Source organism: Priestia sp. 10L35 (assembly GCF_056395685.1).
The window spans coordinates 373,812-398,415 of record NZ_JBFTKA010000001.1 but is presented as its reverse complement, the minus strand read 5'-3'; the positions used below and the strand labels follow the sequence as shown (position 1 = coordinate 398,415).

Here is a 24,604-nt window from a genome sequence, read left to right as displayed (position 1 = left end):
TTGCACATGTTTTGTATAACTTTTTTTCTTCTGTCGTATTTCAAGGAAAAGATAGCGTTTTCAGGAAAGAAAGGATGTATTATAATGGAAAAGTATCGATATAGTTTCATAAGTGCTTTCTAGTGCTTACACAGCGATGACATTCATCATGACACTAACTAAGTTTGATAAAGGAGGAAATGGACGTGGAACGAATGTACCGTGTAATGGGGTTCTGGACAGCAATTTTCACTGTAATGTTTTACCTCGGTCACATGCATAAGACTTCTTTACTCTTTTTAGCTCAAACAGGCTTTTTTGTAATTCTTAGTTATTTAAAGCTGTCTGAAAGAATGTACATTTACGTTTTCGGAGCATATTTGACCGTCTTTTTTGTGGGGTTCACGTACTGGTCAACTTTTATGATGACACCAGGACAGTAAAGAGAAAAGCGATGGGCTTCCATCGCTTTTTGTATTCTTAAAAACCATTTAGGAAAGGATTTTGATCCATTTCGTGCCCCACAGTTGTTTCAGGTCCGTGACCGCTTAGTACAAGCGTATCTTCTGGAAGGGACAGCAATTTCAATTCGATGCTTTCTAACAGCTGAGCTTGATTGCCTCCAGGTAAATCTGTGCGTCCAATGCCGCCTGCAAAAAGCGCGTCACCAGATACTACAAAGTTACCCGGTTTAAAATAATATGAAACGCTGCCAGGAGAATGGCCAGGCGTTTCGTACACCTCAAATTGGAATGAGCCAATTGTTAAATTGCCTTCGATTGAAATAATATCAGTTGCATCTGGAGCCGTAATTTCTCCTAAATCAAAAAATTTCGAACCGTTTAAATCACTATTATGAAGCCATTCTTTTTCATTTTTATGTACATAAAGCGGGATAGAGTAGTGATTCATCACTTCATCTACTCCTCCAATGTGATCAAAATGAGAGTGTGTCAGCAAAATAGCCAACGGTTTATACGTTTGTTTTTCTAGAAATTCAACGAGCTGTTTCCCCTGAGCTCCCGGGTCAAAAACTAAACACTCTTTTTTTTCGTTAGCAACGACATAACAATTCGTTTGAATAGGTCCTAGCGGTATACGATGATAGTTCATAATGTATCCTCCTTGTAAAATTTATTTCCGTTATATGCATTATCATACACACATCATCTTATAAATGAAAGTAAGGACCTTTCTAAGCTAATAAGGCGAAAGAAAGATTGGTTTTCATCTCGACAAACGGTTAGAAAAGTTTTACAATTAAAGGGATAAGCTAATGATAGCGCTTTAATTTTAAGTTGCCTAAAGGAGGTTTCTTCGAGTGGGTCTTATGATTATTTTTGCACTAACAACATTGCTAGGCGTATTTGCAGCTATTTCATCTTTTAGAAATAAAAACATATTAGGCATTGGTTTTTCGGTACTAACATTCGGTGTGTTCGGATGGTTTACCGTGATGACCATTATACATCACGGTTATCCGGCGGTACATCATTAAAAAAGCCACGCAAAGCATATGCTTTGCGTGGCTTTTCAAATAGATAGATATTCCATTGCCGCAACTAAAATAGCTTTAGTCGGATTATATACGCGCGACATTTGAGATAGAGGCAGCGGATTAATTCCTTTCCCCAGTTCTAAAGTGAACCCTAGCTTTTTCTTTTCTAAAATAAACCAATCCTTAAATCCAGCGTGACTATCAATCGTTTTGACTGCTTTATAACCGCTTACCCTTTCAAAATAACTGGCTATTTCCTCCGCTTCCTTCGGCTCTTCATTCATATACCCCCAGTAAAATTCTTCTCCTTGGGTATGTAAAGCGATCACACAATCAAAATCATGACGCTCAACGAGTTTTACCATTGCCTGCGCTTCAGGTTCAGACAGAGATTCATAGCCTGGAAAGTCCCGATAATGCGGAGCTTTAGGTTCTTTGCGCTTTTTTTCAATTTCCCAATAAGCCGGAAACTGATTGTTTAAGTCTACCCCTCGGATATTTGCTTTCCAGCTTTGAAAATCAGGAAAATCTCTTCCTATTTTAGAAAGAAAAGACGCATAAGGTTCACTTACAGCAGGACCTTTTAAGACCAAATCTACTCCGTCTGGATTAACAATCGGAACCGCAGAAAGCGTAATTTGATTAAAAAGAGCTCTTGCTTCCTGCCCGTTCAACGCCTTGTCGTAATGAAGAGCAGCTAAATAATCTTCAACAAACTGTAGAAGAACATTTGTCGTAATCCATTCATTGGCATGAAAAGACGCATTAATATGAACCTTTCTTTCTCCGTTTCCAATTAAAATATGAGGAATCGGCTTTCCAAGCACGCTGCACCCTATCCATTCAAGAGAACCATAGGGGTAGTACGTCAAAAGTGTTTGGATATCTTGTATTGTTCGCATGTAATCGTAGGGCTTTTGGATATCTACAATTTGCATAATCTTCACTCCTTTACACTATGTATATGTAAAGATTGAAAAGATGCATGATAAAAAAGCGCTTTGACTAAATGTCAAAGCGCTTTTTTATCTCAGTTAGATTCTTGCTTATTATTCAAAATAAGATTTAACTAACCAAGCTCCTCCAATAATTCCCGCATCGTTTCCTAAAGTAGCGATTGCTAGTTCAGCACCTTGCGCTACGCGAGGAAATGCAAAACGTTTGAAATAATCTCTTACCGGTGCAAGTAATACCTCGCCTGCACGAGACACACCGCCGCCTAGAACGATCTTCTCAGGGTTTAATGCATTAGCAGAGTTTGCTAGTGCCAGACCTAAATGAAAAGCAACTTTATCTACAACATGCATAGCTAACTCGTCTTTTGAACGAGCTGCATCAAATACATCTTTAGATGTAACTTGTCCATTTTGTTCTAACACCGTGCGAAGCTCACTTGGTTTGTCCGTTTCCGTTAATTCTTCCATTGTTAAACGTACAATTCCAGTTGCTGAAGCAATGGTTTCTAAACAGCCGGTTTTGCCGCAGTTACACGGTGCCCCGCCTTCAGGAATAGAAGTAATGTGCCCGATCTCACCAGCGGCTCCATTTACGCCTTGTACAATTTCACCGTTTGCAATGACGCCACCGCCAACGCCTGTGCCAAGCGTAACGCAAAGTAAATCTTTTGCTCCGTCTCCAGCACCCTTCCACATTTCTCCAATCGCTGCAATGTTTGCATCATTGTCTACTACAACAGGAAGAGAAGTTTCTACTTCCAAGATATCTTTGATAGGGAATTTTTCCCAACCTAAATTTACAGCTACTTCAATCGAACCGTTTGCAAAGTTAACAGGCCCCGGTGCACCAATACCAATTCCTACTAACCTTGATTTTACTTCTCCAAGATCGTTTAACTTTTTATCAATTGCTTTTGCAATATCCGTTGGAATTTTACGGCCTTGCTCGCTCACATCCGTATTAATTTCCCACTTGTGAATGATTTCTCCATAATGATTAATAAAGGCCATTTTTATTGTTGTACCGCCTAAATCAACTCCAACTAACCATTTGTCATCCATGTTCATTCATCCTTTTTCTCTTTTTGTTGTTTTAACTCTCGACGAAGCAAAAGAATTGCCATTTGGTAATCACGTACATCAATCAAGTTAGACTGATATAACTCTTTTACTTCCGCTTCCATCAGCTCTAAATCAGCAATACGATCGCCCACGTATATAAAAATGCCGAAGGACTTTAATAATTGTTGTACATCATATAACGTATTCATTCTGTCACCTTTATCCTATTTTCTAGGTGATATGATTCATTTATTTTGAGATAACTCAACAGTCATTCAGTCATAAACAGCGGCCGTATTTAACGCCCACTGCTAGGTCTACATATTAATATTCTAGTAAACGTTCTCACAATAGTAAAGTATAAAATATTAAATTCGTCATTCAACAATTTTAATTTCCTATCTCTTGCTTCAGCTTTTCGTATTTTTCATTTTGCGGTTCAAGCGCAATTGCTTTATCGATATTTTGTGTGGCCGCTGGAATATCATTCAGTTTCATATTCACCAGAGCTAAATTGTAATACGCCTCATGAAAAGTTGGATCATACTTTACAGCCTGATTCAATTGCTGTTTAGCTTCTTTATAATTTTCAAGATAAAATTCTGCGTTAGCACTGACGAAATACACGTTACTATTTCCTGTTCCTTTTTCAACAAAAAGCTTAATGGCATCTTTTGCTTCTTCATACTGCTTCTGCTGAAGATACGTAGCCGCTACGCTAAGTGCATAGGGCTCATCTTGATAAACAGAACGCTCATGATATCCATAAAAAAGCAGACTTCCTACTAATAAAAGCGTGCAAATGAAAGCCGGAATCTGAATATACAGCTTTTTTTGTTTCGGTAAACTGACGATGCTCGCAGCTAAAAATCCGCCAACCAAACCGCCAATATGCCCTGCATTATCGACGTTCGGCGCAACAAATCCAAAAATCAAGTTAATCACAATGATGACAATGAAACTCGATCCCATTGTTCGAAAAAAGAAGCGTGGATTTGTTCTTGCTAAAAACAGTAAAGCTCCAAAGCAACCGAAAATGGCCCCTGAGGCTCCTGCGGAAATGGACGTATTCCATATAAAACTTCCTAGAGATCCTGCAAACCCGGCAAATATATAAATAAAGACAAAACGCCCGCTGCCATATATCCTCTCTACAAGCGTTCCTAAATAATACAGGGCTACACTATTCATAAGCAAATGCAGAAGTCCTATATGCAAAATTATAGGTGTAAAAAAACGCCACCATTCGCCTTCCATAATTAAGGGGTTGTATTTAGCTCCGTATTGAATCAGAGTGAGCGTATTTTGTGTACTGCTCTTCCACTCCAGAAATAGAAACATTAAGATTTGCAGCGCTAAAAATATATATGTAAAAATAGGCTTCCCGTATCCAGCTATTTGCTGTTCTTCGCTTTGCTTTTTCTGTACAAAAAGCACAATTTTATGTTTCCACTGCTCTATTTGCTGTTCTTCTTCTTCGGAGGAGAAATTGTCTGCGCTTTCTAATGTAAGACCCAGCCGTTCGAATAGAGGTTCATAAGCGCTTGCTTTCTCTGCCGTTAATTGTTCAACATAACTATTCACTTTAGAGGGACTTGGCGCACTTTCTAAGGACTGCTCTGTATAAAAAGGATCAAAATCAGCAAAGTAAATCGTGTTAAGAGTAAGCGTTGATTTACCTCTTTGCTTTCGCACATTCTCAGCTCTTTGTAATGCATACAATACATCTTTTTGCTGCTCAACGGCTGATTTAAAATTCCGGCGGACTATGCGGACAATTGACTTATCTTTGCGATGCGAAGATTGAAACCATAGCTCTGAAGCATCAGCTTTCATCGAAATCAACTCATATGAAGAATGGCCAAGCAATTGCTGTGCCAGCTGCCAATAATAAAAATCTTGCCTAGACAAATAGTCACCTCCTCATACTCTCTATATGTAAAGATGGCAGAAAGCCAGGAAAAAAGCAACGATTTTCCCTTTTTCTTTTTCTACAAAAAAACACCTTACAGGTCTGTAAGGTGTTTTTTTATGTATCTTTCGCTCTTAGCGGAAGACCTGCTTCATTAAACGATCCCGAACAAACGGCAAATTAAAAAATGAACGAACAGCTAGACTACGGATAAATGAATTTCCAAACAGCGAATTTAAAACACGGTATCTCATTTGATAGCCCAGCGTTCCAACAACTAAAAGCGTAAGTACTAATACAATATGTTTCATTTTCAAGCCTCCTTACGTTTACTTTGCTCCTATGACGAACATTTTATGCTCTTATATAGGTAAAAGCAGGATAAGGATTCCGCCTGTAAAAGCAGCAAGCAAAATAGCGGCAAGATTTACAACATCATTGTTAAAGAAAGTTATTCCTTTCTCTTTTATCGTTGGCTTACGGCAATGATCTTTCCGTTCCGTTTCAATACCGCAGCTTTGACAGCGAAAGCGAACTTGCACACTTGCTCCAAGAAGAGTGTCTATAGCGTTTCCAATAAAACCAAAGCACCCGACTAGCAATATACTACTTAGCGATACGGATGGAAAAGCAAAATAACAAGCGGCAGCAATAAGAAAAGCTCCGGCTGCTCCGGCTGCTGTACCTAAAAGTGAAACGGCTCCTGAGGTACCCGCTTCTACTCTCTTTAACGTCCAAAGGTAAAACGGCGGCTTCTTACTAAGAGACCCTATTTCAGATGCCCACGTATCCGCATTAGCAGCTGAGATACTGATCATAAACATCCACATGTAAACAGGAAAAGCTGTTGCAGCATATAACAAACCGCAAGCAGCAGCTACACCTCCATTAGCAAGGACTTGAATATAATCTCGCCTGTCGTGCTTCTCTAGCTTTTCTTCTAATGCACGTTTTTTTTCTTTTTTGTACTTACTACACAACGTAGAAGTGCTAAAAAATAAGAGTAAGAGTAAAAAACCTTGAAGCGAAAAACCGATATAAACGCTCGCTCCTACGATAAAAGACATGCAGGCTCCCGATACTGTCAGTGCTTTTGCTATGTAGCCTGCTCCTGCCATGAGTAATATTACAATTATCATGACAGCATCAAACAGATTCACAGCAAATAAGCTCCTTCTCTGTCAAAATATATTCCACGGGAATATCATGAGATTCATATGGAACCTCTGAAACGACTTGACAATCAAACGCAAGGCTTAGCTTCTGTCCGCTATAATCTGTTAGATAACGATCGTAATAGCCGCCTCCATAGCCGATACGATATCCATTTTTACTATATACCACGCCAGGCACAAGGAGTAAATCAATTGAAGATTTTGAAACGGGAACAGTTTCTTCAACAATTGGCTCCGCTAACCCGTAGTATACTGTTTCAAGCTGTGAAAAATTCGTAATCTCGTAGAAAACCATTTGAGATGTTGTGGGGTTGCATTTTGGAACAGCTACTTTCTTCCCATCTTTCCAAGCACGTTCAATGATGGCTTTCGTATTAACTTCTTTATTTCTTGAAACCGTAGCTGCAATGACTCTAGCTTCTTTCCATAAACAAGTTTCATACAGTGCATTTGCTATGCTTGTTGAATGTGCCTCGTGCTGCTCTTCAGAAATTAAATTAAGAACCCGCTTCATCTCTTTGCGCAGATGAGATTTCATTCTAATTCCCCCTATAAAAAAAACAGCAGGATTGTACTCCTACTGCTTACTTTGTTTCACGATGAAGTGTAACTTTTTTAAGTCTTGGGCTGTATTTTTTTAACTCAAGACGATCTGGGTTATTACGCTTGTTTTTAGTTGTAATGTAATTACGGTCACCAGTTTCAGTGCAAGCTAATGTAACGTTTACGCGCATCTATTTTCCCTCCAAACATTATAAACATAAATCAGACTTTAATATAATATCATTTTTCGAAAGGAAATGCCAGTCTGTTTTTTTGAAGAAAGTCATTTAATTTCATTTCTTCACTTTTTCTTTCCTCTTAGATCCCTGAGCTCCTTCTCTGCTACGCCTTACATATAGATGAAGTTTCTTGAAATAAGCGGAACTCTTTTTATGAGAGGCGTACTTCCTTTCTTTTAAATAAAAGCCATTATTTACACTCTTTGATACTCTTGTATTTTTTCTACAAAATATGCCGACAGCTTCTTGGCAGTCTGAGTGTTTAACGCCTCTGAATAAATATTTAATACAGGCAAGTGACCATCGGGCAAAATAAGCGTCCATTCATGGGGATCATGGTAAATCTTTAAGCCATCAATGACATACACTTGTTTACCGATTGCTTCTTCTAATAGTTTCTTCATCACTTGTTCTTGAATTTCTAGCGGACATGAAATATACCGCCAGTTCATATAAGCGTGGGGGACATATTGAATCATTTCAGAAATTTTCCGCTGTTGCACCATAATTAATTCGATCAGCTGACATAAAGCGTACATGGCATCTAACTGAAATTGAACGGGCCCCAAAAGACTAAGTAAATCACGTTTTTTTGCTTTTGTCCTCATAAATGATTGATTGAGAGATTGAGCAAATGTTTCTAGTGTGGATGAATAGTGTATAGGAATAGGAACGAATGCTACTTTTTTTGTCATGTATACGCTATAAATATAAAGCGACATAATTTCTGAGTCATTTACGCTGCAGCCTTTTTCATCATATAGAGCAAATGTTTCTCCATCTTCTTTAATCTGAATACAAAAAGACAGCTTATTTCGTTTAATTATTCGTTTGATTTCTTCTGTTTTCTCCCATTTGTTTAAAAATAAAACACGGACACGAAGACGCTTACATAATAGTTCGATAACTTCCTGTATAAACGGCGAACAAATCACGCCAATCCGCGTACTGTCTTCCAATAAAACATGCTGATTAATTGATTTTACTAAAGCATCACAATATTCTTCCCTGATATTTCCTATGCTTGTTTCTCTAAGTGAAACAGAAGTTGTTATGTTTGCTTGTTTAGCTTGAAGGTACATCCGCTCAATCTTTTTTTCAATAAGCTGATTAACTAATTGCCCTTTCTTGTCATATATTTCTAAAAAGAGGCCGCTGTTTTTGCTATCCACACCAATATAAATACCAATGCTCGCTTGTGAAGTCATCATGTAATATCGAAATACCGGAAGAGCTTCTTTTTTAATATCATACACAGCTGAATGATTACTCCGTAAAAAAGAAAAGCATTCTTTGCGAAGTTGAATGGCTTCTCCTTCATCATCGCTTGCTAGACAGAACGACCCTTGGTGTTTGCATACAAGCAATAACGCATTGTACAGTCTTGCTCGATCAACAGATGAATGTACATACAGGCGACCGTTTTTGAAGATAGAAACATCTGGTTTTACAGAAAGTTGAGGTAGTACTTGATTTTCAGCTACTGTATCTTGGACATACGTAGTCATTGCTTGAACATTTACATAGGGACCTATCGTAGCGTTGTATAAAAACGATTCTGCCCCCACCGTTACGTTTTGGAGCAAAATTGTTTTATCGATTGCAGCATGTGCTTCTATGATACTATTGGTTCCGATAATCGTGTAAGGACCAATTGAAGCACCTTTTCTAATCACCACATTTTCTCCTACGTAAACCGGATCGTAAATAGTCACCCCTTCTTCTATAAGCGCGTCATCTGAGACAATACTTTCCTGTCTATTGCCAAACCACTTCCTCCACAAATCATAGTGTGCTTGACGATAATGGTGGATTTGCCCAATATCAATCCAATAATCTTCCGTTACAAAACTGCACACAGTATGATTATATTCCAAAAGAAGCGGGATAATGTCAAAGCTAAAATCTGTAGGACCATAAGAATTCACGTAATCAAGAACGGATTTTTTGATCACATACACTCCCGTATTAATCAATCGGCTATTGGCCTGTTCGTAGGTCGGTTTCTCTACAAATCCCGTGACTCGATGCCCTTCATCTATCGTCACCACTCCATAACCCCGCACGTCGTTTACTTCTTTTGTAACAATGGTCATTTCGCTTTTTTGTTCATAATGAAAATGAATAACGTCTTGAAGATTAATTTCTGTTAAGGCATCTCCACTAATAATAATACAGTCTTCCTCAATAAAGGCCTCTGCTCGCTTAATTCCGCCCGCTGTTCCAAGAGGCTCTTTTTCGATAAAATAAGTAAGCGTCACTCCCCACTGAGAGCCATCCCCGAAGTATTCAATAGTTTGTTCATGCCTATACTGCAGCGTAATCCCAATCTCTGTAATTCCATGTTTCTTAAGCAGTTCAATGCTATATTCCATCACAGGTTTATCGTAAAGCGGCAGCATAGGCTTTGGAATCGTATAGGTCAAGGGCTGCAGTCTTGTTCCTTTACCGCCAGCAAGTATAATGGCTTTCAATTTTTTGCCTCCCTTCTTTTTTTATCCTGGCAAATCTGATGTTGAAACAGCTTACTTGTATCAATAGCGATTTTTTCCCAGCTAAACATAGTTGTTGCTTTTCTATACCCATTTTCGCTGATTTTTGCAGCCGTTTTTTCATTTTTTAACAAAAATTCAATACAGTTGATTAATTCGAGCGTATCTCCTCGGGCAAACGTCAGGCCCGTGTCGAAATGTGAAACAATATCGCTTAGACCTCCTGTATCGGCAACGATAGTTGGCTTCTTGGCTACCATCCCCTCTAAAGCCACAATTCCAAAAGGTTCATATAAACTTGGAAAAACAACCATTTTGCAAGCTTGAAGAAGCTGATTTCGTTCGTTATCGGTAATGTATCCAATAAAATACACGTATTTTTCTAGTTGCTTTTCACTTACTTGTGTTCGAAACTCATGAAGTAAAGGCCCTTTTCCTGCTACAACGAATTGAACATCTATTTGTTTTTTCTTAAATAGTTCCGCTGCTTCAATAAATAGCTGAAAGCCTTTTTCATATACAATTCGTCCAATTGAAAAAATAATAGGGGCCTTTCTAAAATTATATTTCTTTTGTAAACTTTCTTTTAACCGCTCATTTACTGCGTCGACTACCAGCTGCTTGTCAATTCCATTTGGAAATATAGCAATTTTATCTTGCTCTACTTGAAATAAAGTGATTAATTCCTTCTTCATATAGTCGCTGCAGACAATGATTGAGCTTGATTGTCGAATCAGCTCCTCTTCTTGCAAGTGAATTTTTTGCTGCATGTCATTATGAATACCATTATTGCGCCCATGTTCTGTCGCATGAATGGTCGTAATTAGCGGTCTATCCGTTTTATCTGCTAAACATTTTGCAGCGGAGGCAACAAGCCAGTCATGAGCATGAATAACGTCAAAAGACAGCTTGTAGCCTAACTGCAGTCCTCTAAGAGCCATAGCCACGTTCAAACTGTTTACCCATGTCAAAAAATCCGGGTGATGAGGCTGCAGGCTTTTAACTCGGTAAACGTGAACACCGTATAAACGCTCATATTCCGGCAGCCCCTCTACATAAGTTGTTAATACACTAACGTGATGGCCCTCCTTTGCTAACGCTCTGGATAAATCAAATACATGTCGTGCAAGTCCTCCGATAACTAGAGGAGGGAATTCCCATGCAAGCATTAAAATGGAGAGACCGCCTTTATATTGATTTACTGATAAAGCCGCCGGCTCTATCTCTTTTGCAGGGGATAAAAAAGAACTTCCTGAAAGAAAACTGTTTTCGCTATCCATCCTTGGGTTCTCTTCGTGACAAAGAAAATCAAATAGTTTTACTTGCCTTTCGTATTCACCTTTGACTTTTTCAAAATTATAAAGCCAATCGCTGCTACTTAAAAGGAGCCACTGTCGGTAGATAGCATTCACCACGCTAGGATGTTTAGAATCGATAACATCTAGCATCGCCTCTGACTTCTGTACGGTTGAAATAAACAATTGATTGTTCTCACTGACAAATTCAGCGCTTTTTGTTGCACCGTAGAGTGCAAGAGTTTCGTTTTGATGAAATTCTATATCCCTCGCGTAATCTAAAGGATATTGAAATATACCGCTTGCTGCTTGCATTCGCTGAAAGCCAAGCGTGTCCTTAGCCTTCAAATCCAAAAAAACGCTCGCTTTATTGATTGTTCCTTCCTCAACTTGTTTTCCTTGCTTAGGATATGGAAACAAGATAATGCCAGCAGGCGACTTTTTTAGTTCATCTGTTGATGACTTCACAAAGGTATAGCATATTTCATGAGATTTTAGGAGCATATCTACTTGATGAGTATACTCTCCTTGCTGTATAAAAAAACCGACGGGCTTTTTTTCAAAAAACTGTTGAAAAACACGTATTGCTTCTGTAATTTGGAGATTTAATGTTTGTTCGGTTTTAAGGGTGGAAACGAACGCGTTCGTTACGGTAGTAGGAATACACTCCATCATGTCATGCTGAAAAAAATATTTGCAGGCTGAGAACAAGCTCCCGTTCCACTTTTTTAAAAAGGTGAGTGCGCTCTGATGCTGCCGGCTTGAAAACTGGTGTAAATATTGAGCGTAACGAGTATTAAACTCCTCGTTGTTTAATGCGTTCAAAAACACACAAGACATCACAGCTGTTGCACCTATCAATTTCTTAGACTCAATTTGATCTAAAAAAGGGATGCACTCGTTCGTTACTTGTTCAAACAGCAGATACTCACTCTCTGTTTGAAGTACATGTAGCAACGGACAATGCATATAAGTTAAAAGAATACAGTCATCACTATTCATATTGCTTCTTCACCTGCTCCAAGTCATTTGAATATAAGGAATATGTGCTAAATTCATTTTGAACACCCTGGTGAACTTTTACAGGTTCGTACATCCAGCCTAACGAAGTTACATTCACTTGTTCATATTTTTCTTTCATCAAATAAACTGGATTCGAACGAAGAAGGGAAAAAAAACTTCCTTCTTTATCTTGAATACCAATATCTATTACATACGTGCGCTCACTTTCCAAGCTGTTCATAAACATGAAGTCTTGCTTAGGAGTAAGACCCTTCATATAATAGCGGTTTGATTCATGGCCGTTAAAATGAAGACCTGTTATATCATACGTACACATAGCTAGATTCAATTCTTCCCACCGTGTCGAAAACATACTTTCTACCATCTCTCGAATATGCTCAGAAAACGACCAGTGAACATAAATACGAGATGAGTCAAGCTGAGTAGCTATACACACATTTAAGTTTTGAATAAGATTAGCAGCCACTGTTTTATCACTTCGTTTCTTAGAATGTTTTTTCTACATATAAATGCCGTATAAACTTATTAACATCTTACCATTCAGAAAAAGTTGCCACAATAAACGCAATTTGTCGATTTGTGTTAAAAATTCAGGTTAACATAGTAATTATAATTTACTAACAAAAAAACCTCTTCGCTTATTAGAAGAGGTTTTTCTACTATTCGTTTAAGTCGTAGCGTTTGCCTTTTACAAGGTAAAATACGCTTTCTGCTACGTTAGTGGTATGATCAGCCATACGCTCTAAATAGCGGGCTACAAATAAAAGCTGCGTAATTTGGTTCATAGCCTCCTGCTTTTCTTTAGCAAGACTTAAAAGTTCTTTGATTGTTATTCCGTAGAGCTCATCCACTTGATCGTCCATTTCCGCTACTTTTTTAGCCAGCACAAGATCTTCCTCGTGATAAGCTTTTAACGAAAGGCTCAACATTTCAATCGAAATATCGTGCATTTTCTTTACGTGTTCTAACGGCTTAATTAATTCTTCGTTTCCAATTCGTATAGCTGATTTTGCTACGTTAACCGCAAAATCTGCCATACGCTCAACATCCGAAGCAATTTTAATTGCCACAATGATACGTCTTAAATCGATAGCCACCGGCTGCTGCTTTGCGATCAGTAAGATAGCTAGGTCATTAATTTCTTCTTCTAAGTCATCCACGTATGAATCGCCGTCGATAATTTCTAGCGCCAGCTCAACGTTGCTTGTTTGCAGCGCTTCAATTGATTTTGATAGCGCCTCATGCGTTAAGCGCCCTATTTCTAATAATTTTTCACGTAATATCTTTAAATCACCATGAAACTTTTCGCGTACAACCACTCATCCCATCTCCTTGTATGTCTTAACCAAAACGACCTGTAATATAATCTTCTGTGCGTTTATCAGATGGCATTGAGAAGATTTTATCTGTTTCTGCGTACTCTACCACTTCTCCATTTAAGAAAAATGCTGTTTTATCTGAAATACGTGCCGCTTGCTGCATATTATGGGTAACAATAATAATGCTGAAGTCTTTCTTTAATTCTTGTACTAACTCTTCTACTTTTAATGTTGAAATTGGATCAAGCGCAGAAGTAGGCTCATCCATTAAAATAACGTCAGGTTCAATTGCCAAGCATCGCGCAATACAGATACGCTGCTGTTGTCCACCTGACAACCCATTTGCATTTTGATTCAAACGATCTTTAACTTCGTCCCAAATAGCTGCTCCTCGTAAACTTTTTTCAACAATTTCATCTAGTTTTTTCTTGTTGCGAACACCATGAATTCTTGGACCGTACGCAATATTATCATAAATAGATTTCGGGAACGGATTTGGCTTTTGGAAAACCATTCCTACTTGCGTGCGCAGCTCTTCCACGTGGTACGATTTATCAAAAATATTTTTCCCTCTATACTCAATCTCACCTGATGTACGGACAATTGGAGTCATTTCTACCATACGATTTAACGTTTTAATATATGTTGATTTTCCACAGCCTGATGGACCGATAATCGCGGTAACTTCGTTAGCATGAATGTCTAAATCAATATTTTTTAAGGCATGTGTGTTGCCATACCATAAATTCAAACCTTTTGTTTTATATACAATTTCTTTTGTTTGCGGAGTATCTACTTTTTCTTTGTTAGTCAATTCCATTGTTATTGCCATTGGATAATCCTCCTTCATCGTCTTTAACCGTTTTGAGCACAATAAAAGTCTCTCTATGTCTATTTAATATCTATTGTTTACTATCAGTGTAAATAAATACGAGAAGCCGAAACGCTTCCCCTTATTTTGATCATTTCTATTAACCCTTACACTTACAGAATAATAGCCGACTATTAATTGTGTTTTAACTCAATGTAAAGCTTTTGTAAACGAAGGTCTATCTGCGTGTTTTTTAGGTAAAAAACTAGTTCTTACGACCCTTAAATTCAATAAAAAACCATATATGTAAAGATTTCTAACAAAAAAGAAGAGGTAGAGACATAACTAAATTAATTCAATCTAAAGATGGGTGGATTGGATTAATAAGCCAGTATGAATTACTTCCGATACCGCTGTTGATTTTCGTTTCACGGGCGGCCGGTGAGTCTCCTCATCGCTTCGCTTTTCCTGCAGAAGTCTTCACCTTGCCCTCCAATCAACCGCTAAAAGCACCTACATACACGAAATCTATTTTCATCCTATAAATAAAAAATCCGAACAAAGTTGATTCTTAATCAACTTTGTTCGGATCTTACTTCAACTAATATGCTTTTGTCCCAGCCTCTTTAATTGGCGTCGTTTGCAATGACAGCCTGTTGGTTCTCTTCTTGATCTTTTACTTCTTGTTCACCTTTTTTCTTTAAATCAAAATACGTATCGAGCGCAGAACGAGCAAGCTCTTTTGTAATGGTATTTGGTGCACTTGGCACAAATGCCGATGGTACCACCACAGCTACTGCAATTTCAGGATTATTTGCCGGAGCAAAGGCCACAAAGTTTGAATTATTAACTTTAATAGGGTCCCCTCCGCTAGGGTTTTTCTCATAGGCTTGTGCCGTTCCTGATTTACCAGCAGGATTATAGTTCGCTGTATGGAAAGCTGCATACCCTGTACCGCCTTGTTCTTGCGTAACGCGCTTAAAGCCACTTTGAACATCTTTAATGTATTCTTCTTTCATCGTGATACGATTTAACACATCAGGCTCAAATGAATGCTGCGTACCGCCAATTTCATCGGTTTTAATCGTTGGTTTTCGGATTTCTTTTACTAGCTGCGGCTTAATGCGATACCCTCCATTAGCTATTGCAGAAGTATATTGAACAAGCTGCAGCGGCGTGTACGTATCATACTGACCAATGCCTAAATCAAGCGCCGTTCCTGGAACATCGCTTCCACCTTGGACACCTGTTGATTCGTTATCAAGGTCTATACCTGTTGATACGCCTAAGCCGAACTGACTGTAGTAAGAACGCAGTTCGCTGAATGTATCAGGTTTAATCGGTAAAGTCATGTTTTTATGATACTGTAACCCAGCCATAGCCATTACCGTTTTAAACATAAATACGTTGGATGAATATTTTAACGCAGATGAATACGTTAAGGGTCCTAACCCTTCAGCCTCAGCTGATTTTTTAACCGGTGTTCCTTTAATTTTTAACGGTTCATCAACGAACACTGTGTTTGGCTTAATAGCTCCTGAATCTAAGCCGGCTAAAACCGTTGCTCCTTTTACAACAGAGCCCATTGTATAAGATGTTGAAATATTCCCCAATGCAAAATCTTCTATTTTAGGCGCTCCAGTCTTCTTATCAATGGTGTATTTTTTACCTGCCATTGTTAAAATTTCTCCTGTGTGAGGATCCATCATAATAACAAAAGCACGGTCTAAAAATTGCGTTCCTTTCATTTGCTTTTTGGCTAAAAGCTGGTCCGTAATTTGTTTTTCTACCGCTTTTTGAAGCTCCATATCAATAGTTAAAACCAAATCACTGCCGCGTTCACCTTTAGACACTTGAATTGTATCAAGGAGATTTCCTTTTTTATCTGTTACATATTGGACTTTTTCTTTTTGACCGCTGAGCTGGGCTTCGTATTGCTTCTCTAAATAGCTCGTCCCAACTTGGTCATTTCGGCTATAGCCTCTTGACAAGTAATACTGTACTTTATCTTTAGGCAGTCCTTCGTTGGCAGATGATACATTTCCAAGCAAGGTACGAAGAGTACTGTTTTCTGGGTATGAGCGATCCCAATACGTTGTTGTATCAACACCTGGAAGTTCATCTAAGTGCTCACTTACAACGGCATACTCTTCATTTGTCACACCGCTCTTAACAATTTGCGGGGTGTTAGAGTAACCTGCCTCCATTTGGCGCTTAATAGCGAGAACTTCTAAATCACTCTTTAGACTTTCTAAATCTTTTTTAGAGATGCGGTCTAACTGACGTTGATACAGTTCGTCATCAGTCATTTCACCATCTTGAACTTTTTTGCGATCAGCTTGCGTAATTTTCTGTTCCGCTTCTTTAGGGTGAAGCATAATCCAATAATCCTTCATATCGCGTTCTGTAATTTTTACCACATTTTTAGCGTCTTTATTCTTTTTATTTTCCGGAATATCAATCACATTTGTGGTGTAAGGAACATCGATCATAGTGGCTAACTTTTTAGCGATACGCAGCCTTTCTTCAGCTGTATTTCCTTGAAAACGAGTATATGTAATCGTATTTAAAGAGGTATTATCTACAATTACGCGGTTATAACGATCATACATTTTCCCTCGAGGAACAGGCGTACTGACCGTAACGTCCTGTGTTTTTTCCACTTCTCGTTCGTAATTCTCACCGTATACAATTTGAACAAGTCCCAACCGCAAAATTAATACGGAAAATAGGGCAAATACGGTCAAGAAAAGTAAGTTCACACGAAAAGGCACGTGACTTTTTCTTCTTTTTTTCTTTTTCATACCAACACCTACACTTTATAAAACATATATACCATAACACCATAAAATCAGCCATTTAGCAAATAAATAGACACCTGGCAGGTGCCTATTTACACAACGTATTTATTTTAAAAGAAAAGCGAAGCATTTTCCATAGTGCAAATGAAGGAGCTGACAACACTCTAAGCTGGAGACTCTCCGTCTCCTTCATTTAATACCGGAGGAGTAACAGTCGTTTCTTTTTTGTGCAGAGGCTGTGAGATATGTCTCACACAAAAATAAATGATCGTATGCCCTGCTCCAACAATAGCTAATAAAATGGGAATACTTTTTGCTTCATCAAAAAACAGTACAGCTATTAAAAATAAAGATATGGAAACGACGCGCCCGATATTCAGAAATACTTCTCTGACAACAATGTATTCAATTCTTTTTGAAACAACGTCTTTTGCTCGTCCAATCACATCGTACGTTAGAGAAATGAATGGAACCAATAAAATAGGATAGGCAACGGCAATACAAACAGCATATATAATTAACTTTGGATACGATAAGTTAAAGATAAGCAAAAAGACTGCTCCATAGAGAAGGAGGCCCCCTGTGAAGATAAACCGAAGGCGATTTTTTTGCTTAATAAACCTTGAGGCAACATAGTATCCTACAAATGCAACCGCTGAATTCACCAGTCCATATGTTCCTAAAGCTAATTCACTTCCCGTCGTAATAAATACCATGACGGATACAACAAAAATGAACGTACCTTCACGCAACCCTTGAAAGAAATGAGCCTGCAATATTCGATTCCAGTCTTTATTGACTTTTCGTTCAGCCCATACTTCTTTAAATTTGTATACTCCTTCCGCTGCGCGTCTTGTAATAAAAAAACTAAGTACAACGGCACCGATAAACAATAGCAGCGATACACCAAACACAATTTTATACCCAAGTGATTCATACAAAGCGGAAATAACAAAGCCCGCTCCTAAAGGACCAATCATCCCTGCAAAAGAGTTTAAGATCCCTAAAAATCCGTTAAAAAAGTCTCTTGTATCAGGTTCTGTAATTTCAAAAGTTAGCACATTAAAAGCTAGCCAATAAAAGCCGTATCCTATACCCAGCAGTCCACCAAGCAATACTAAATACTCGGCTGCGTTAGCTCCACTGACTAATACAGCGATATAAAAAACAGCTAAAAAAGATACACCTAACCTTAAAACCACAACCCGGTCAATTCGTTTGGCCCATTTACCTGCTAAAATAAACGTAAGCGGCTGAAGCACCACTACCGCTAAATTATAAATAGCGAGATCCGAAAATTCGCCTGATTGTTTCCACAGATAAATGTTAACAAACGAATTGGAAATTGAAATAGCCAAGGCATAAAGACCGCCTATAATTAAAAGCAAAAGTAAATCTTTACTAACTTCTACATCTCCAACTACTTTTTTTAATAAAGGCATATCAAAAAACTCCTTTTCTCTTCTACACCTAGTGTGTGAAAAAGAAAAGGAGATATGTAAAAGAATTGGAAAACAAAAAAGCCAGTAAAGGTAATAATTACTTTACTGGCTCTTAAATACGTCTTTAGCTTATTTTGCAGCGTCGTAACGCTTAGCAACTTCGTCCCATTTTACAACATTAAAGAATGCTGAAATGTAATCTGGACGGCGGTTTTGGTAATTTAAGTAGTAAGCGTGCTCCCAAACGTCTAGACCAAGAATTGGCGTTTTGCCTTCCATTAATGGGCTATCTTGGTTTGGTGTGCTTGTTACTTCTAATTCGCCGTTGTTTACAACTAACCAAGCCCAGCCAGAACCGAAGCGAGTTTTAGCTGCATTTGCAAATTCTTCTTTGAATTGATCAAAGCTGCCGAATTTGCTAGCGATAGCGTCTGCTAATTCACCAGTTGGAGCACCGCCACCGTTAGGGCAAAGGATTGTCCAAAATAATGAGTGGTTCGCATGACCGCCACCGTTATTGCGTACTGCTGTACGGATATCTTCAGGAACAGCATCTAAGTTTGAAATTAACTCTTCAATACTTTTGCTTTCTAAATCCGCTTTGCCTTCAACAGCAGCGTTTAGATTTGTAACATATGTGTTGTGATGTTTTGTGTGGTGAATATTCATTGTTTCTTTGTCGATATGTGGTTCCAGTGCATCGTATGCATAAGGTAGTTCTGGTAATTTGTAAGCCATGAATAATTCCTCCTTCAAAATATGTAAGCATTTTGGCGCAAAAGCACCATATACGTTTAGATTAGCAAATTTACCCTACTGTTTCAAATAAAAAGTTCCTAATCCATGATTTATATTTACCTAATTCCCATTCGCTATTCTTTTAAACATAAAAAAAGCTTCTTTTTCTCAAAAGAAGCTTTGAATAGACAATAGTATGGCGGAGGAAGAGGGATTCGAACCCCCGCGGGCTTTAACACCCCTGTCGGTTTTCAAGACCGATCCCTTCAGCCGGACTTGGGTATTCCTCCAACCCTATAAATGGTGGACCCTGCAGGACTCGAACCTGCGACCGGACGGTTATGAGCCGTCTGCTCTAACCAGCTGAGCTAAGGGTCCACATGGCTCCACAGGTAGGACTCGAACCTACGACCGATCGGTTAACAGCCGATAGCTCTACCACTGAGCTACTGTGGAACAATATGAATTATGTATGCCACAAACGTAAATTGGAAAATAGCGGCGGAGGGGATCGAACCCCCGACCTCACGGGTATGAACCGTACGCTCTAGCCAGCTGAGCTACACCGCCATGGCTCCACAGGTAGGACTCGAACCTACGACCGATCGGTTAACAGCCGATAGCTCTACCACTGAGCTACTGTGGAACAATATAACATTTACTAGCGACATTAAAAATTTAACATGTTTCTAGCCTAAAGTCAATATATTATTTTAAAACAGCGTATAAAAAATAGGCAATCATCAGCAGTTGAATAAATCCTTTTGAAATAGCGCCACTAAAAAAGCCAATAACCGAACCTACTCCAATTTTTACTGCGTTGCTAATTGTGGTCCGATGAACAAGCAGTTCTCCTACAATCGCTCCGATAAACGGCCCTAAAATAATTCCAAATCCCGGAATGACAAACGGACCTACAAGCAGCCCAACTGTACTTCCCCAAACACCTGCTCTAGTGCCTCCGAATTTTTTCACACCAATAATATTAGCTATATAGTCTGCTAAAAAAAGTGCCACAACTAACAATCCTTGTATCACCCAAAATAACCAGCTATAGGAGCTGAAATCATAAAATAAACCGTATATAACAAATCCTAGAGCTACAAATAGCACGCTTGGGATGATGGGATAAACCAACCCAACAAACGATACAACAAAGCTAACGATAATTAATGCCCAACATAAAATAGCCACGTTCGCACCTATCCTTTTTAGTATTACTATTTATCATACAATAACTACACCTATAAAGAAAGACCTTGCTTAAGCAAGGTCTTTCTTTATTTTACCTGTGAATAGGTCTTTGCATAACGATCGCCCAGTACCGCTTCCGCAATATTAACCGCATGATCCCCGACCCGTTCTAAGTTGCTAATAATATCCACAAAAACAATAGCAGCAGATCCTGTACAAATGTTTTCATTTAGACGTAAAATGTGCTTCTTACGAAGTAGACGCTCCATCGCATCAATCTGTTCTTCTTTTTGAATGACTTGTACTGCTTTTTCTCTATCCACTTTTTCTAAAGAAGAGACAGCTTCTTTAACTGTTAGAATAGTCAATTCGAACATATCAGCTAAATCGTTATTAGCTTCTTTGGTCATCTTTACTTTGTTCGTAATTTGATAATCAACAAGCTCAATAATGTTCTCAAAATGATCGCCAATACGCTCAATATCTCGTGCTGTATCTAGAAGAACCGAATGTTCCTCACTTTCTGCTTCTGACATTGAAGAGCGGGATAACAGCACTAAATAATCAGTAATTTTTTTATCCAGATTATTAATCGCATTTTCAATTTGCATAGTAGCATCAGCATGTTGAGGCTGACGTGTTTTTAAATAGCCGTTTGCCTCTTCCAACCCAAGCGTCGCAAACTCTCCCATACGAATCAGCTCTGCCTTTGCCTGACCAAGAGCAATTGAAGAGGACTGCTCAATAAAAATCGGATCAAGATGCTTAGGCTTAAAGTCTATAACAGCATCTTCTCCAGGAATTAGTTTTGTCACAATTAAAGCAAGCAGACCGATCAACGGGAACTGGATAATTGTATTGGTTGTGTTAAAAATACCATGAGCAAACGCAATCGTCATTTCAGGATTCAAATCCATTGCTACTTTCAAATATTCCACAAAACGAGTAAATAGAGGCAAGATAATCAAAAAGATTGTTGTACCAATTAAGTTAAACATGACATGCGTTAAAGCAGCCCTTCTTGCAGCTACACTTGCCCCGATTGAAGCTAAAATGGCAGTAATAGTTGTGCCAATATTATCTCCAAACAGTACAGGCAGCGCTGCCTGTATATCAATAGCGCCCTGTCCAAAAAGTTCTTGTAGAATGCCAATAGTAGCGCTAGAACTTTGAACAATTACCGTAAATAAAGTGCCAATTACGACTCCTAAAATAGGATTATCGCTCATGCTTACAGTTAAATCTTGAAATTGTTGAAGGGACCTAAGCGGCTTCATTCCACTTCCCATAAGCTCTAAACCAAAGAAGAGCATGCCAAAACCAAAAGCGATCTGGCCAAAGTTTTGAACTGCCTTACTTTTAAAGAAAAAGAGTAAAATAGCTCCCACTGCGAGAATAGGAAGAGCGTAGCTCGAAATGTCAATTCCGATTATAAAAGCTGTAACTGTCGTACCGATATTTGCTCCCATAATAACGCCTATAGCTTGGCGCAAAGTCATAAAACCAGCACTTACTAAGCCTACCGTAATAACAGTAGTTCCTGAGCTGCTCTGAATAAGAACAGTAACTAGGATACCTGCTAGAACTCCCATAAACGGATTAGTAGTAAATCTGTCTAAAATATCACGTAATTTATCTCCTGCTGACTTTTGCAATCCATCTCCCATGAACTTAATTCCAAATAAAAAGATTCCCAGTCCGCCGATAAATTCAAAAATCATTTTTTGAACATCTAGTTCCAAATATCTCAGCTCCTTGATTTTTTTCTAACGACATAAATAAGTCCCTACTATTATTAATGAAGTTTGAAAGTACTGTAAACGGCTTTCCCTTAATGTTTACAATAACTTAACAGTATATTTACATTGTAATTGGAAACGATTTCTAGAACCTATTGTAAACCTTGAATTCTCGCTATAAAATAAGAGATAGTTAGAATTTTTAATATAAGGAGGCTTTACAATGAGCATGCTGAAAAAGATGGCATGGAGTTTTACTTCCTTCAAAAAAATAAGGTCGCTTCGCTTTGAGCATACGAATAAAACAATTGGCTTTGTGCTGTTTTTAACATTTATTTCTTTGCTGCCTACATTTTTCTTTATGACTTTGACGATTGTAAACGGCTATCATATCGCTACTACAGATCTTCCGAAATCTGTTTCTTCTTTTTCTATTTCAAACTCACAGCTTACGTCAAGTCAACCTTTCACAAAAAAAGTAAACGGTACCGCTTTTATCTTAAACCCCTCACAGTCTATTGAACGATTTCATTCCCCTGCTCATGCCATTGGTTTTTTAAAGGATGGAATTTACATCACGACTAATTCACAAACACAAACGTATTCATATGAGTTGCTAAACTGGCACCATAAAGATAAAAATGAACTGTTAAACTTGCTGCACGAACAAAAATTTTCTTTATACATACTTGTCCCTATCGCTATGCTTTTACTGTACGTATTAACATCTGGACTAAACTTCCTTTCTATTACCTGCCTTGCTTATCTTGGAAAGCTGATTGGACTCATTGCTAAAAAGCAGCTTCCTTTCAAGCAGCTATGGGCACTGAGTGCTTATAGTACGGTAGCCTTCACGCTGCTTTATACGCTTTTTGAAGCTTTTTCTTTGTCTCTAGCATTACATAGCTCTCTTTACTGGATAGGAACATTCTTCATTTACTTGTTGCTCGTCACAAGGGTTCCTATAAGAAAAAAGGTAAAACCTAATAAAGGTGCTGGGACAAACGTATTTTAGTTGAAGGAGAATCCAAACGAGGAATCTAGATTCTTGATAGAGAATCCACCTCTTTTGGATTTTTTTATTGATATGGTGAACGCAGGTTTCATGTATGCGGCTGCTTCTAGCTGGTGATTGGAGTGATTTAGTTAAGTCTCAGCCTCTTTATTTCGGTACAACTTTTCTTCTTCCCATTGCAGAAGAAAGAATTTTCAACTGATACAAAACCCACAAACCTCCTGCTGTGAGCAGAATAAAGCTGTAAACAAACATCAGCCTTTCAGTATGCATCCACACTTCAAAAACAACAGGTCCCAACGCTACTCCTAAAAATCTCACCGTTCCATAAATGGATACAATAAACCCTCTTTCTTCGTCTGAAGCCGCTGAAGTAATCATCATATTAATACACGGAAGAACAAATCCTAAGCCGCCAAAGGCGACTGTCAAACAAAACATCAGCACAGGAAGCGTATAAATAATCGTTAATACTCCAAACATCAGCAATAAAAAAATTATCCCTACTATCATTAATTTTTTCATGAGCTCTACATCTGTTTTGATGCGTTGACCGGTCCAATAAGAAACGAGCGTCATCGCACCAAGAGGAAATAAAAAAGCGGTTCCTTTAAAAAAACCGTCTATATGATACGTTTCCTCTATTAGAAAAGATAAATAATATAAAATGCCAAATAATAAAAACAACCCCAATCCCCCGACAAAGAATAAAGGAAAAAGCGATTTTCTTTTATCATAGACAATCCCAATGGCTCTCTTTAAATATTCTTGAACAGATACTGAATCCGAACCTGTTTTCCCTTCTCTCACATACATCACTATACCTACTAAAGCAGCACCTGCAGCTAAAGGATAGACAAAAAACGCGGCATACCATACGACGAGTGCTGCCGATGCTCCAATTATCGGTGCAACCACTTTTCCAACTCCGTTATACACTTCTAAAATCCCGAGGACTTTTGCTCTTTTTTCCCCTGCAAATACATCTCCAGTTAATGCCATTGCCAACGTTGTAGTACCTGCAGCTCCAATCCCTTGAATGACTCTGCCTGCTATCAACACAGCAAAGTTTCCAGAAGAGAATGAAGCACTACTAGCAGCAATGACACTACCTATTATCATCATGACGAGTGAATATATGATTAACTTTTTACGCCCATACCGGTCTGATAAAATCCCTACAGCAGGAATACACAATGCGGCTGGAATTGAAAATGCACTCAGTATCAAACTGGTTTGAACTCCGCTTAAGTGAAGTGACTTTTGAATGCTTGACAGCAGAGGAATGAGCATGGAATTTCCCAGCACCATGATTAAAGGCAATAAGCCTAATGAAACAATCATTAATTTTTCTTTCAATTTTCGTTCTCC

At 38.4% G+C, this 24,604-nt stretch carries 23 protein-coding genes and 5 tRNA genes; 3 read left to right on the top strand and 25 right to left on the bottom strand.

All coding sequences use genetic code 11. From position 1 onward, the window contains the following. Positions 1–185: 185 nt before the first annotated feature. Positions 186–422, top strand: a complete 237-nt coding sequence (locus tag AC1DEF_RS02035; RefSeq protein WP_013059179.1) for a DUF2626 domain-containing protein — start codon at positions 186–188, stop codon at positions 420–422. Between the two features lie 37 nt (positions 423–459). Here AC1DEF_RS02035 and AC1DEF_RS02030 read toward each other — a convergent pair whose 3' ends face one another. Further along, the gene (locus AC1DEF_RS02030; protein ID WP_097824596.1) at positions 460–1,092 is read right to left on the bottom strand and encodes an MBL fold metallo-hydrolase; all 633 of its coding nucleotides are present in this window, start codon (positions 1,090–1,092) and stop codon (positions 460–462) included. A gap of 208 nt (positions 1,093–1,300) precedes the next feature. Between AC1DEF_RS02030 and AC1DEF_RS02025 the strand changes: the two genes are divergently transcribed. Continuing rightward, positions 1,301–1,477: a DUF2759 domain-containing protein gene (locus AC1DEF_RS02025; RefSeq protein WP_013059181.1), complete on the top strand. Its 177-nt coding sequence runs from the start codon at positions 1,301–1,303 to the stop codon at positions 1,475–1,477. A 35-nt stretch (positions 1,478–1,512) separates the two neighbouring features. Here the strand turns inward: AC1DEF_RS02025 and AC1DEF_RS02020 are convergent, their stop codons facing one another. The 23 genes from AC1DEF_RS02020 to AC1DEF_RS01910 form a co-directional block, all read right to left on the bottom strand. Beyond that, the gene (locus AC1DEF_RS02020) at positions 1,513–2,415 is read right to left on the bottom strand and encodes a M14 family metallopeptidase (RefSeq protein ID WP_043976229.1); all 903 of its coding nucleotides are present in this window, start codon (positions 2,413–2,415) and stop codon (positions 1,513–1,515) included. A gap of 111 nt (positions 2,416–2,526) precedes the next feature. Beyond that, a complete protein-coding gene (locus tag AC1DEF_RS02015; protein WP_013059183.1) occupies positions 2,527–3,495 on the bottom strand; it encodes an ROK family glucokinase in 969 nt (322 codons plus the stop codon). A gap of 2 nt (positions 3,496–3,497) precedes the next feature. Next, positions 3,498–3,704, bottom strand: coding sequence for a YqgQ family protein (locus AC1DEF_RS02010; protein WP_013059184.1), 207 nt, complete (start codon positions 3,702–3,704; stop codon positions 3,498–3,500). 181 nt (positions 3,705–3,885) lie between these two features. After that, positions 3,886–5,406 (bottom strand): rhomboid family protein, encoded by a 1,521-nt coding sequence (locus AC1DEF_RS02005; protein ID WP_097824597.1) that lies wholly within the window; start codon positions 5,404–5,406, stop codon positions 3,886–3,888. 135 nt (positions 5,407–5,541) lie between these two features. Then, on the bottom strand, positions 5,542–5,718 hold the full coding sequence (locus AC1DEF_RS02000) for a hypothetical protein (RefSeq protein WP_176521310.1): 177 nt from the start codon (positions 5,716–5,718) through the stop codon (positions 5,542–5,544). 51 nt (positions 5,719–5,769) lie between these two features. Further along, complete coding sequence (locus AC1DEF_RS01995) at positions 5,770–6,546, bottom strand: DUF92 domain-containing protein (RefSeq protein WP_285843242.1); 777 nt, start codon at positions 6,544–6,546, stop codon at positions 5,770–5,772. A gap of 7 nt (positions 6,547–6,553) precedes the next feature. Further along, positions 6,554–7,120, bottom strand: a complete 567-nt coding sequence (locus AC1DEF_RS01990) for a 5-formyltetrahydrofolate cyclo-ligase (protein WP_025750520.1) — start codon at positions 7,118–7,120, stop codon at positions 6,554–6,556. Positions 7,121–7,166: 46 nt separating this feature from the next. Next, on the bottom strand, positions 7,167–7,316 hold the full coding sequence (gene rpmG / locus AC1DEF_RS01985) for a 50S ribosomal protein L33 (RefSeq protein WP_013059189.1): 150 nt from the start codon (positions 7,314–7,316) through the stop codon (positions 7,167–7,169). A 242-nt stretch (positions 7,317–7,558) separates the two neighbouring features. Next, positions 7,559–9,838 (bottom strand): sugar phosphate nucleotidyltransferase, encoded by a 2,280-nt coding sequence (locus AC1DEF_RS01980; protein ID WP_097824599.1) that lies wholly within the window; start codon positions 9,836–9,838, stop codon positions 7,559–7,561. Further along, positions 9,835–12,153: a glycosyltransferase gene (locus tag AC1DEF_RS01975; RefSeq protein WP_097824600.1), complete on the bottom strand. Its 2,319-nt coding sequence runs from the start codon at positions 12,151–12,153 to the stop codon at positions 9,835–9,837. Before AC1DEF_RS01975 ends, AC1DEF_RS01980 begins: the two co-directional genes overlap by 4 nt. Continuing rightward, positions 12,146–12,640 (bottom strand): DUF4912 domain-containing protein, encoded by a 495-nt coding sequence (locus AC1DEF_RS01970; RefSeq protein WP_013085028.1) that lies wholly within the window; start codon positions 12,638–12,640, stop codon positions 12,146–12,148. Before AC1DEF_RS01970 ends, AC1DEF_RS01975 begins: the two co-directional genes overlap by 8 nt. Positions 12,641–12,833: 193 nt before the next feature. Beyond that, the gene (gene phoU / locus AC1DEF_RS01965) at positions 12,834–13,493 is read right to left on the bottom strand and encodes a phosphate signaling complex protein PhoU (protein WP_013059193.1); all 660 of its coding nucleotides are present in this window, start codon (positions 13,491–13,493) and stop codon (positions 12,834–12,836) included. Positions 13,494–13,515: 22 nt separating this feature from the next. Next, positions 13,516–14,313: a phosphate ABC transporter ATP-binding protein PstB gene (pstB, locus tag AC1DEF_RS01960; RefSeq protein WP_371264484.1), complete on the bottom strand. Its 798-nt coding sequence runs from the start codon at positions 14,311–14,313 to the stop codon at positions 13,516–13,518. Positions 14,314–14,930: 617 nt separating this feature from the next. Further along, positions 14,931–17,108 carry a peptidoglycan D,D-transpeptidase FtsI family protein gene (locus AC1DEF_RS01955; RefSeq protein WP_057245395.1) on the bottom strand — a complete coding sequence of 726 codons (2,178 nt, stop codon included), beginning with the start codon at positions 17,106–17,108 and terminating at the stop codon, positions 14,931–14,933. Between the two features lie 161 nt (positions 17,109–17,269). Then, positions 17,270–18,547, bottom strand: a complete 1,278-nt coding sequence (locus AC1DEF_RS01950; protein WP_097824601.1) for an MFS transporter — start codon at positions 18,545–18,547, stop codon at positions 17,270–17,272. A gap of 129 nt (positions 18,548–18,676) precedes the next feature. Then, positions 18,677–19,285 (bottom strand): superoxide dismutase SodA, encoded by a 609-nt coding sequence (gene sodA / locus AC1DEF_RS01945; protein WP_013059198.1) that lies wholly within the window; start codon positions 19,283–19,285, stop codon positions 18,677–18,679. 197 nt (positions 19,286–19,482) lie between these two features. Next, positions 19,483–19,575, bottom strand: a tRNA-Ser gene (locus AC1DEF_RS01940). An 11-nt stretch (positions 19,576–19,586) separates the two neighbouring features. After that, positions 19,587–19,663: transfer RNA gene (locus tag AC1DEF_RS01935), tRNA-Ile, on the bottom strand. 3 nt (positions 19,664–19,666) lie between these two features. Continuing rightward, positions 19,667–19,741, bottom strand: a tRNA-Asn gene (locus AC1DEF_RS01930). Between the two features lie 40 nt (positions 19,742–19,781). Next, positions 19,782–19,855: transfer RNA gene (locus tag AC1DEF_RS01925), tRNA-Met, on the bottom strand. Between the two features lies 1 nt (position 19,856). Then, positions 19,857–19,931: transfer RNA gene (locus AC1DEF_RS01920), tRNA-Asn, on the bottom strand. Between the two features lie 62 nt (positions 19,932–19,993). Continuing rightward, positions 19,994–20,479: a DUF456 domain-containing protein gene (locus AC1DEF_RS01915; RefSeq protein WP_097824602.1), complete on the bottom strand. Its 486-nt coding sequence runs from the start codon at positions 20,477–20,479 to the stop codon at positions 19,994–19,996. Between the two features lie 86 nt (positions 20,480–20,565). Further along, on the bottom strand, positions 20,566–22,221 hold the full coding sequence (locus AC1DEF_RS01910) for a Na/Pi cotransporter family protein (RefSeq protein ID WP_097824603.1): 1,656 nt from the start codon (positions 22,219–22,221) through the stop codon (positions 20,566–20,568). Positions 22,222–22,441: 220 nt separating this feature from the next. On the opposite strand from AC1DEF_RS01910, the gene AC1DEF_RS01905 reads away from it, so the two are divergent. Next, complete coding sequence (locus AC1DEF_RS01905) at positions 22,442–23,233, top strand: DUF1189 domain-containing protein (protein WP_097824604.1); 792 nt, start codon at positions 22,442–22,444, stop codon at positions 23,231–23,233. A 147-nt stretch (positions 23,234–23,380) separates the two neighbouring features. On the opposite strand, the gene AC1DEF_RS01900 is transcribed toward AC1DEF_RS01905, so the two are convergent. Continuing rightward, positions 23,381–24,592, bottom strand: coding sequence for an MFS transporter (locus AC1DEF_RS01900; RefSeq protein WP_477727295.1), 1,212 nt, complete (start codon positions 24,590–24,592; stop codon positions 23,381–23,383). Positions 24,593–24,604 lie beyond the last annotated feature (12 nt).